We start from the raw sequence: 9,761 nt of genomic DNA, 5'->3' as shown, positions 1-9,761 counted from the left end.
TTCGTTCATTAAACACTAATTGTCAAGATGCCATGTAATCTTTCCTATCAAAGTAATTTCAGTTCCGGTGCTGATTCGGAGCATCTTTCAATTTGACAACGCCAAAAATGGGTTCTTCGTTACTTGGTATGGTTCTATAGGGTGGCATAAATCGACTAAATCCTTATCTGGTAAGAGACTTAATTGATTAGAACGTAGGTTGGGTTGAAGTATGAAACCCAACGCCCGCATGGGTTACGCTACCGCTAACCCATCCTACAAATAATTGTGCCTCCCTACTTAGTTAGTTATAAATAGTTGACTAGACAAAAAATGTCGATATAATAAATGGTTATGCGGTAACTCTCGCTATTTTTAGCCTTGATTGTAAACCCTAGATAGTTTAATCGATCGCCCCTTAATAAAATGGCAATACAAACAACCTTTGCAGAGATTCTAGAAGCAGCCGAGCAACTTTCTCTTGAAGATCAAGAAAATCTCATTCATATTTTACAGAATCGTCTTCGAGATCAAAAAAGAACAGAGTTGATTAGAGATGTTCAAGAAGCTCAACAAGAATTTGCACAAGGTCAATGTCAACCCCTGACACCTGAACAAATCATGGAGGAAATCCTTTCCTGAATTTTGTTTTATTACGCTCCAATATATTTATTAGAAATGCTCGAAAAATTGTGAAAAAACAGGCTTTTTTAGTTCAAAATATCCAAGAAACTTTAGCTTTATTATCCGTAGATCCATTTCAACCTCGATTAAGAACACACAAATTAAAAGGGGAGCTTAAAGATTCTTATGCTTGTAGTGTCGGCTATGATTTAAGAATTGTCTTTAAATTCGTTGAATATGAGCAGAAACAGGCAATTCTTTTAGAGTCAATTGGGACTCACGATGAAGTTTATTAGTGCGGATGATTATTGCGCTCAGTTTGGAGAAACCGAAACAGAATCAAGATAAAAAACCCTAAGATGCTTCATTAACAGATATTTCAGCTTTTTTGAGCGCAATTTGCCATTCTAAGTCGGCTATTTCTCGATCGAGTTCGGCAATTTCACTATTAACTTGCTTTAAATCGGCGATAATTTCTTGTTTACTGCGTTTTCTACCGTAGATAGCCAGTTCATCCTCTTGTAATTTCTCAAGGATAGAGTCTAGGGAACCGGTTAAATCGGCCGAGGGACTATCCATAATACCTAGACGCATCAATACCTGTACCGCTTTGACAACGTCTTGCTGATAGGCTTCTCTAGAGGGGTAATCTTGGGGGTTTTTGAGATTTAAAGCGTCAATGATATTCATATTTCAGGTTATGAAGGTTAAATGCGAAACTGTGATTATGTCACACTTATATACCTCAAGTTTCTAATAAATTCCCTAACAGGGATGGCAATATCTTTTATTTTAGAGTAGAAATGCTTGATTGTCAGTAGCGGTTATTGCTTTACAACAATCACAAATTTTTGTCTGTTACAATTTATACAAAATGTTCTGGGATTACCCCGACTGAAAACTCAAATCCGATTAGTGATCACTGATCACTGATTGCTGATAAGATTGTTACGAAAATATAAACACGAAATTCTATAGTTAGCCATGACCCAAAACGGAAGCTCGAAGTCGATCGTTGTCTCTCCCTCGATCCTATCGGCGGATTTTAGTAAATTAGGAGCCGATATCGAGGCTGTGGATAAGGCAGGAGCCGATTGGATTCACGTTGATGTGATGGATGGTCGTTTTGTCCCGAATATCACCATTGGACCCCTGATTGTCTCCGCTATTCGTCCCTATACGAAAAAACCTTTAGATGTGCATTTAATGATCGTCGAACCGGAAAAATATGTGGCTGACTTTGCGAAAGCGGGTGCTGACATTATTTCTGTTCACGCTGAACATAATGCTTCTCCCCACCTCCATCGTACTCTTTGCCAAATCCGCGAACTCGGTAAACAAGCGGGTGTGGTATTAAATCCCTCCACTCCCCTAGATTTAATCGAATATGTGCTGCATTTGTGCGATTTAGTCCTAATTATGAGCGTTAACCCCGGTTTTGGTGGCCAGAGTTTTATCCCGGAAGTTGTCCCCAAAATCCGTCAATTACGTCAAATGTGCGATGAAAGAGGCTTGGATCCCTGGATTGAAGTGGATGGCGGCTTAAAACCGGCTAATACTTGGCAAGTTCTCGAAGCGGGTGCCAATGCGATTGTAGCAGGTTCGGCGGTATTTAATGCCCCCGATTACGGGACGGCGATCGAAGGTATCCGTAACAGCAAACGTCCCCAACCTCAATTAGCCACCGTTTAATTGCCGCGGGGGTGGGTTAGCTGTTGACTAATTAGGGTCTGCTGAAAAAGTTTTTTGTGGGGACAGGGTGTGGGGTGTGGGGTGTGGGGTGTGGGGTGTAGGTTTTTACTGATTCCCATCTGGTCAATTACCTAATTTTCAGAGAAAAAGTCCCGTAATTTTCCCACGATCACTCCCATAACTGGTACTTTTTGATTGACAAAAAGTCTAAAAGTCTTACCCAACAAGGTTTTTAGATTTATTCAGCCGGCCTTAATTATCTTAGTATTGGCACTAACCCACTCTGCTGATTTGTTCTAAAACCTGCTGCCATAAACCGGAATTAGAGACGGCTAAAACTTCGCTAGAATCAGCTTTTAGGGGATTACCTGACCAATCGCTAATTATTCCGCCCGCACCTTCAATAATCGGGATTAAAGCACAAAAATCGTAGTATTTCAGGTCTGATTCTAGGATGACCATCGGCATGGCAGTGCAGCCGGTGGCTAACATCATATAGTTATAGCAATCACCCCCAAAAGCGGTACGTTTACAGACGCTTTGCAGCTGACGAGCGATCGCTTGTTGTCGTTCTGTGATAAACATTAAGGGAGTGGTGGAGGCTAAACAGGCATTTTTTAAGACAAGTTCCCGATCTTGACGGTAGGGATTAACAATCATCTGGTTATTATAAAGACTGGCTTTTCCCTTCACTCCTAACCAGCGATCGCCTAAAATCGGTTGATCGACAATTCCTAAAATCGGTTGATTTTCTGCCACTAGGCCGATTAAAGTCCCAAAAATCGGCAATCCTTTGACAAAAGAGGATGTGCCATCGATGGGATCTAATACCCAATAACGACCACTTTGGGAGGGAATATTAGCTCCTTCTTCCCTAATAACGCCATCTTCAGGCAATTCTCGCCGAATAATCGCCACCATCGCCTCCTCAGCTTCTTGATCGGCGATTGTTACTATTGAGGAAACTTGCTCGAGTTTTGTCTCGGTTTCTAGATGGGGCTGCCGAAAATAGCGCCGGATAATCTCTCCAGAAGTGTCCGCTAATTGATGAGCTAGTTGGATAGTGCGATCGATATTCATCAATAAAAGTTATCCATACAGGAAAACAATAATGTTTATTTATGGGAAAGGGGAGATGGGGAATTATGAATTATGAATTATGAATTATCAGTGGGGAGGTGGGGAGGTGGGAATTATGAATTATGAATTATCAGTGGGGAAGTGGGGAGGTGAGGGATTTAGCGGAAATTTACCTATCACCCTCAATCTCTATTGCCTCTTGCATAGTGCGAGCGATATTCATCAATAAAAGTTATCCATAGTGGAAAACGATAATGTTTATTTATGGTAAAGGGGAGATGGGGAATTATGAATTATGAATTATGAATTATCAGTGGGGAGGTGGGGAGGTGGGAATTATGAATTATGAATTATCAGTGGGGAGGTGGGGAGGTGGGAATTATGAATTATGAATTATCAGTGGGGAAGTGGGGAGGTCGGGGATTTAGCGGAAATTTACCTATCACCCTCAATCTCTATTGCCTCTTGCATAGTGCGAGCGATATTCATCAATAAAAGTTATCCATACAGGAAAACGATAATGTTTATTTATGGTAAAGGGAAGTGGGGAATTGGGGAAGTGGGGGAAATTTGCCTATCACCCTCAATCCCTATTGCCGCGTCGAAGCTAGAACTATCAGTGGGTAACAGTTTGATTTTGACTCCATAATTAAATTAGTCAACGATCGACTCAATCTCAAGACGAGAAAAAATTAATCTATTTAGGAGTTTAGCTGATGACGGCTTTTACGGAAAATGACCTAAAAAGGTTAGAAAATCTGATTATCAATGGACAAAAAGCGATCGAAACTCGTTTAACCTCTTTGGAGAATGGACAAAAAGCGATCGAAACTCGTTTAACCTCTTTGGAGAGTGGACAAAAAGCGATCGAAACTCGTTTAACCTCTTTGGAGAGTGGACAAAAAGCGATCGAGAATAGCGTCGGAGAGATCAAAAGAGAAATTCAGGTCTTAGAGATAGGACAGACGGAAATTAAGGGAGAAATCAGGACTTTAGACGCAAAAATCACCGGTTTAAATGAAAGAGTGCAACTCATCGAGGCATCCGTGGGAAAAATTCCCGATTTAGCCGAAAAAATTGGGGAGGTAAAAAACTGGAAACAGATCGGTATATCGATTGTGACTGCTTTTGTGGGTGGGGTAATTGGTTGGTTAATTCGGGGAAAATAAAACTAGGCAATGTAACATAGTATTAAGCATTTGTATATTTTTATTAATTTTTATGGAACAGACAGCTTTAAATCTGATCGCGATTACCGTTTTTTCGATCACTCTTTCCGTATTTGTCACCCCTTTGCTGTCTATTTCGCCTTTTGTCCCCGCTTTAGCTACTTTTAGCCTCTTGGGATTAGTTACCGTTGATACTCTCACCTTTAATAACCGAGGCGTGACTTTACTACTGGATGCTCTTTCTCCTAGTAAACACCGTCAAAGAGTTATTCACCACGAAGCCGGACATTTTCTCACCGCTTATATTTTAGGCATTCCGATCGCCAGTTATAGTTTGACCGCTTGGGAAGCCTTTCGTCAAGGCCAGGAGGGAGTCGGCGGTGTTCAATTTGAACTAGCAGATTTAGAGCAAAAAGTCAAGAACTTTACCGATTTTCCCGCTTTTTTAGAGCGAATTTCTACGGTGTGGATGGCGGGAATTGCTGCCGAAACCTTAGTTTATGGTAAAGCGGAGGGGGGAGAAAGCGATCGATTTTATCTGCAATCGGCCTTAAAATTAGCGGGGGTTTCCGAGAATAATTATGCCCAAAAAGAGCGCTGGAGTTTATTACAGGCAAAAACTCTTTTAGAAAAACAACAGACTGCCTATCAAGCTTTAGTGATAGCTATGGAAAAAAGGGCCAGTGTGGAAGAATGCTGTCGGGTGATTAGTGAAAGTTTAGTATAACGGGAAAAGTAATCAGGGATGAATTTGATGTTTTCCCCGTTAAATTATCAATCCGATCAGCGATTAGCTTTAATTGTGCGCGGGGCAGTACAAGGGGTCGGTTTTCGTCCTTTTGTTTATCGATTAGCAACGGAATTAAACTTAGCCGGTTGGGTGAATAACACAGCAGCGGGAGTTTTTATTGAAGTCGAGGGCAATCGAGACAAACTAGAAACTTTTTTGACTCGATTATCTTTAGAAAAACCACCTCAATCGCTAATTGAAAATATTGAGACTCAATGGTTAAATACCGTCGGTTATCAAAACTTTAGCATACGTCCTAGCAGCGGCGGTGAAAAGAATACAATTGTTCTGCCAGATTTAGCCACTTGTCCCGATTGTTTAGCCGATATTTTTGACCCGAATAATCGTCGTTATCGCTATCCTTTTACTAACTGCACTAACTGCGGTCCTCGCTACAGTATCATCGAGAGTTTACCCTATGATCGCAGTGCCACAACTATGAGGGGTTTTAATCAGTGTCCCGAATGTCAAAGGGAATACGAAAACCCTCTAGATCGCCGTTTTCATGCCCAACCGAATGCCTGTCCTCGTTGCGGACCCCAAATTAGTCTTTTAGATAGTCAAGGCTCTGTATTAGCGGAAAAAGATCAAGCTTTAATCGCCACTGCTATAGCAATTGAACAGGGAAAAATTATGGCGATCAAAGGATTAGGAGGATTTCACCTAGTTGTCGATGCAAGAAATACGGAAGCAGTGCAAAAATTGCGACAACGTAAACAGCGACCAGATAAGCCTTTTGCCGTGATGTATCCTAATCTTGAGTTAGTGAAAAACCACGGTTATGTATCTTCTTTAGAATCGCAATTATTGCAGTCTCCTGCAGCGGCAATTGTCCTGATCAAACAAAGAAAAAATTATCTTTCTGCTGCCGTTTCTCCGGGTAATCCCTATCTAGGAGTCATGTTACCCTATACTCCCCTACACCATCTTTTATTAGCAGAATTAGGCTTTCCTATTGTGGCAACCAGTGGTAATCTAGCCGATGAACCTATCTGTATTGAGGAAAAAGAAGCTTTAGAAAAATTGGGAACTATCGCCGATTTATTTCTAGTTCATAATCGTCCTATTGTTCGACCAGTGGATGACTCTATTATCAGGGAAATGGCGGGAAAAGCGATGATTTTGCGGCGAGCGCGGGGATATGCTCCCTTTCCCATTAAAGTTAATGATGGAGATTTTCCCCCGATTTTGGCTGTGGGAAGTTATTTTAAAAATACCGTGGCTATCTACCAAAAAAATCAAGTTTTTATCAGTCAACATATCGGCGATTTAGATACGGTTAATGCTGTCAATCATTTTGAAAATATCCTCGATAGTTTAAAAAAATTATACGAGTTTGCACCCGAAGTTATTGCCTGTGATGCTCATCCTGAATATCTAGCGACCAAGTACGCTTATAGCTTAAATTTGCCCGTTATTCCCATTCAACACCATTACGCTCACGTTTTATCCTGCATGGCAGAACATCAGCTACAACCTCCGGTTTTAGGGGTTGCTTGGGATGGAACAGGATACGGTTTAGACGGCACAATTTGGGGGGGAGAGTTTATCCATATTGCTGCCGATTCTTGGCAGCGAGTCGCCCATTTTAAACCCTGGCTATTACCGGGAGGAGAAAAAGCGGTTAAAGAACCCAGACGAGTGGCTTTAGGATTACTAGAAGTTATGGAAAATACTGATAGGATAAAATCAGCTTTTAGTGAACAGGAATGGTCTATTTTTAGGCAAATGTTAACCAAAAAAATTAATTGTCCTTTAACTTCTAGTGTCGGGCGTTTGTTTGATGGTGTGGCGGCGATTCTAGGTTTATGTTATCAATTAAGTTTTGAGGGACAGGCAGCAATGCAGTTAGAATTTGCCCTTGAGGGCATTAAAACGGAGGAATATTATAATTTTTCTTTATCAGCTGACTCACCCATAGTTATTGATTGGAATCAGCTAATTTTAGGAGTTGTTGAGGATTTAGAAAAACAAGTACAAATCGGCATAATTGCCGCTAAATTTCATAATAGTTTAAGTGAGATTATTGTAGAAATTGCTCAGAAAATAGGCAGAGAAAAAATTCTCCTGACGGGAGGCTGTTTTCAAAATCGTTATCTGACGGAAAGAACAATTAATCGCCTACAAGCTTCGGGATTTCAACCCTACTGGCAGCAAACTGTTCCCACTAATGATGGTGGTATTAGCCTTGGTCAAATTATCGGGGCTTTTTCTAAACTTAAACAGTTCTAGATAGGACAAAATTAACTTCTTGGTTAGGATAGACAAGAGGCAAGGGGTGCCTCTCACATTTGCAGAAATACCGACAATCAGCAATTATCAGTGACCCTTAAATTATTACAGACATATCAGCAGCTGCCTGTAAGCATCCCACCGAAAAACCAATGCGCTCTAGGGTTTGGGTAGGGTTGATTCATGAATCAACCCTACTATAGAGTTCTTGCATAATTAATTTTTGAGAGTGCAAAAATGAGATGCACCCAGAGGTAAGAGGTAGTTATAAGCGTTAAAGATAAACCACAGAGACACAAAGAACAGAGAGAGCCGATTTTTTTCTAGACTGTTGAGATGGTCGAAAATTGAGATTTTAGTTTAAACGATGCCACTCAACGATTTTATTGCCTACTTTCAAAATAATTGCTTGACCTAAACCCAGTTCTTGTGTCACATTAACTAGATGGGCGAAATTTTGACGGGTGATTGCTAGTCCCTGCAAACAGGCTAGAAAATCGAGACAGAGAACCGTAGAAAATTCCCAAGTTTGCCGGTAAACACGGCAATTATCTGGTAAAAAAGCCACAAGAGCGCGAAAATGAGTCAAAGCGGCTTTCTCAAAATTGGCGCTAGTGCAGTCAAAAGACGAGTGCTGATAGCTCATAAAAACTTTGCCTGATAGGGAGAGAGCAGGGTTTTCCTCAGACTAGCACCTCGCTTCTGGGGATCACGTTCCCTTTAGAATTTCTCAATAGACTGGCAAATCCCCCCAGAGGAGTATCGTTACCCGCGAGCAAATTGCTAGAAGCTAGGTTTCTTCCCAGAGATAGTGTACTTTAGATATTGATGTCCTTCCGGCTGGCAAGATAACCTATAAATTTCCCCACTCGTCCCTAGCGATAAAAGGCTGTATTTAGTCAAAAATCAAGTGTTGACTTTGATGCCAAACTTGCCAAGTAAAAAATGATCACAGCCTCAAGTTGCCGCTTAACTACTTGACTACTTAACTGATAACTGGTAACTAAAATTATGAATAATGCAATTGTCAAACCGAGAGATGTACAAGTAGCACCGATAGCCGCCGATACTTTTGTCTTTCGTTCCCGCACTTGGGACCGGTTAAAATTCGAGATCGAATACGGATTACAAAAGGGAACCACCGCCAATAGTTATCTGATTAAAAGTGAAAAGGTCGCTCTTTTTGATCCCCCGGGGGAATCATTCTCGTCCATATTTTTAGAGGCTTTAACTAAAAGAATCGATCCGAAAACTATTGATTATATTATTCTCGGTCACGTTAACCCCAATCGTGCCGTCACCCTCAAGGCACTTTTAGAAATCGCGCCTCAAGTCACTTTTGTTTGTTCTAATCCGGGGGCAATTTCCCTGAAAAAAATTCTTGAAACCGAAGCATTAAATCTGTTGGTTGTCAAGGGGGAAGAAATATTAAATTTAGGAGCAAACCATCAATTAGAATTTATCCCCACTCCTAACCCCAGATTTCCCGATCAACTCTGTACCTACGACAGCAAAACCGATATTCTCTACACCGATAAATTATTCGGAGCGCACGTTTGTGGCGACCAAATTTTTGATGAGGGTTGGAGCGTTTATAACGAAGATCGGCGTTATTATTTCGATTGTCTCATGGCTCCCTATGCCAGCCAAATTAGCAACGCTTTGGAGAAATTAGCCGCTAAATCGCCCTTATTTTATGCCGTTGGTCACGGTCCTCTGGTGCGTTACGGGATGCACGAATTGACCCTTTCCTATCAACAATGGTTAGCAGTACAAAAGTCCCAAGAGTTGACAATCGCCCTGATTTATGCTAGTGCCTACGGCAACACCGCCACCCTTGCTCAAGCGATCGCCATGGGAATCACGAAAGCGGCAGTAGCAGTGACGGCGATTAATGCCGAGTTCGCTGAACCAGACGAGATCAAAACGGCGATCGAAAAAAGTGTCGGTTTTATCTTTGGTTCCCCCACTTTGGGAGGACACGCACCCACTCCCATCCAAACCGCCTTGGGGATTACCCTGTCCAATGGCGATAAAAGCAAGCTGGTGGGGGTTTTTGGCTCCTACGGTTGGAGTGGTGAAGCGATCGATCTTTTGGAAGGTAAATTCCGGGATGGCGGTTATCGCTTCGGTTTTGAGCCAATTCGGGTTAAATTTAAGCCCACGGAGGCAATTTTAAAGACCTGTGAGGAAGC

At 41.6% G+C, this 9,761-nt stretch carries 13 protein-coding genes; 9 read left to right on the top strand and 4 right to left on the bottom strand.

All coding sequences use genetic code 11. The features are described 5' to 3' along the window. Positions 1–87 precede the first annotated feature (87 nt). Positions 88–222, bottom strand: coding sequence for a hypothetical protein (locus tag PX482_RS24985; protein WP_288027816.1), 135 nt, complete (start codon positions 220–222; stop codon positions 88–90). Between the two features lie 183 nt (positions 223–405). Here PX482_RS24985 and PX482_RS24980 point away from each other — a divergent pair, with 183 nt between their 5' ends. Both PX482_RS24980 and PX482_RS24975 read left to right on the top strand, forming a co-directional pair. Continuing rightward, positions 406–621, top strand: a complete 216-nt coding sequence (locus PX482_RS24980; RefSeq protein WP_002759295.1) for a hypothetical protein — start codon at positions 406–408, stop codon at positions 619–621. Then, on the top strand, positions 618–899 hold the full coding sequence (locus PX482_RS24975) for a type II toxin-antitoxin system RelE/ParE family toxin (RefSeq protein WP_002782273.1): 282 nt from the start codon (positions 618–620) through the stop codon (positions 897–899). Before PX482_RS24980 ends, PX482_RS24975 begins: the two co-directional genes overlap by 4 nt. Before the next feature lie 58 nt (positions 900–957). Here the strand turns inward: PX482_RS24975 and PX482_RS24970 are convergent, their stop codons facing one another. Beyond that, on the bottom strand, positions 958–1,293 hold the full coding sequence (locus PX482_RS24970) for a hypothetical protein (protein ID WP_002759287.1): 336 nt from the start codon (positions 1,291–1,293) through the stop codon (positions 958–960). Between the two features lie 294 nt (positions 1,294–1,587). Between PX482_RS24970 and rpe the strand changes: the two genes are divergently transcribed. After that, a complete protein-coding gene (gene rpe / locus PX482_RS24965; RefSeq protein WP_002759286.1) occupies positions 1,588–2,295 on the top strand; it encodes a ribulose-phosphate 3-epimerase in 708 nt (235 codons plus the stop codon). A 273-nt stretch (positions 2,296–2,568) separates the two neighbouring features. Here the strand turns inward: rpe and hisN are convergent, their stop codons facing one another. Then, positions 2,569–3,375 (bottom strand): histidinol-phosphatase, encoded by an 807-nt coding sequence (gene hisN / locus PX482_RS24960; protein WP_288023294.1) that lies wholly within the window; start codon positions 3,373–3,375, stop codon positions 2,569–2,571. Positions 3,376–3,454: 79 nt separating this feature from the next. On the opposite strand from hisN, the gene PX482_RS24955 reads away from it, so the two are divergent. The 5 genes from PX482_RS24955 (at position 3,455) to hypF (ending at position 7,566) form a co-directional block, all read left to right on the top strand. After that, positions 3,455–3,604, top strand: a complete 150-nt coding sequence (locus tag PX482_RS24955) for a hypothetical protein (RefSeq protein ID WP_288123165.1) — start codon at positions 3,455–3,457, stop codon at positions 3,602–3,604. A gap of 116 nt (positions 3,605–3,720) precedes the next feature. Next, entirely contained in the window at positions 3,721–3,870 is a 150-nt protein-coding gene (locus PX482_RS24950) for a hypothetical protein (protein ID WP_155120390.1), read from the top strand. A gap of 221 nt (positions 3,871–4,091) precedes the next feature. Then, positions 4,092–4,544, top strand: coding sequence for a coiled-coil domain-containing protein (locus PX482_RS24945; RefSeq protein WP_002759283.1), 453 nt, complete (start codon positions 4,092–4,094; stop codon positions 4,542–4,544). Between the two features lie 52 nt (positions 4,545–4,596). After that, on the top strand, positions 4,597–5,271 hold the full coding sequence (locus tag PX482_RS24940) for a hypothetical protein (RefSeq protein ID WP_002759281.1): 675 nt from the start codon (positions 4,597–4,599) through the stop codon (positions 5,269–5,271). Between the two features lie 27 nt (positions 5,272–5,298). Continuing rightward, positions 5,299–7,566, top strand: coding sequence for a carbamoyltransferase HypF (gene hypF, locus PX482_RS24935; protein ID WP_288023296.1), 2,268 nt, complete (start codon positions 5,299–5,301; stop codon positions 7,564–7,566). 355 nt (positions 7,567–7,921) lie between these two features. Here hypF and PX482_RS24930 read toward each other — a convergent pair whose 3' ends face one another. Beyond that, positions 7,922–8,212, bottom strand: coding sequence for a hypothetical protein (locus PX482_RS24930; protein WP_147068862.1), 291 nt, complete (start codon positions 8,210–8,212; stop codon positions 7,922–7,924). 365 nt (positions 8,213–8,577) lie between these two features. Between PX482_RS24930 and PX482_RS24925 the strand changes: the two genes are divergently transcribed. Then, a partial coding sequence (locus PX482_RS24925) for an FprA family A-type flavoprotein (RefSeq protein ID WP_288123163.1) occupies positions 8,578–9,761 on the top strand: 1,184 nt, incomplete at its 3' end.

Origin of the sequence: Microcystis sp. M53602_WE12 (assembly GCF_030065455.1) — a bacterium.
Taxonomy (GTDB): domain Bacteria; phylum Cyanobacteriota; class Cyanobacteriia; order Cyanobacteriales; family Microcystaceae; genus Microcystis; species Microcystis aeruginosa.
Note: the sequence above shows the minus strand (reverse complement) of the source record. Positions and strands in the feature narration are given on the sequence as shown.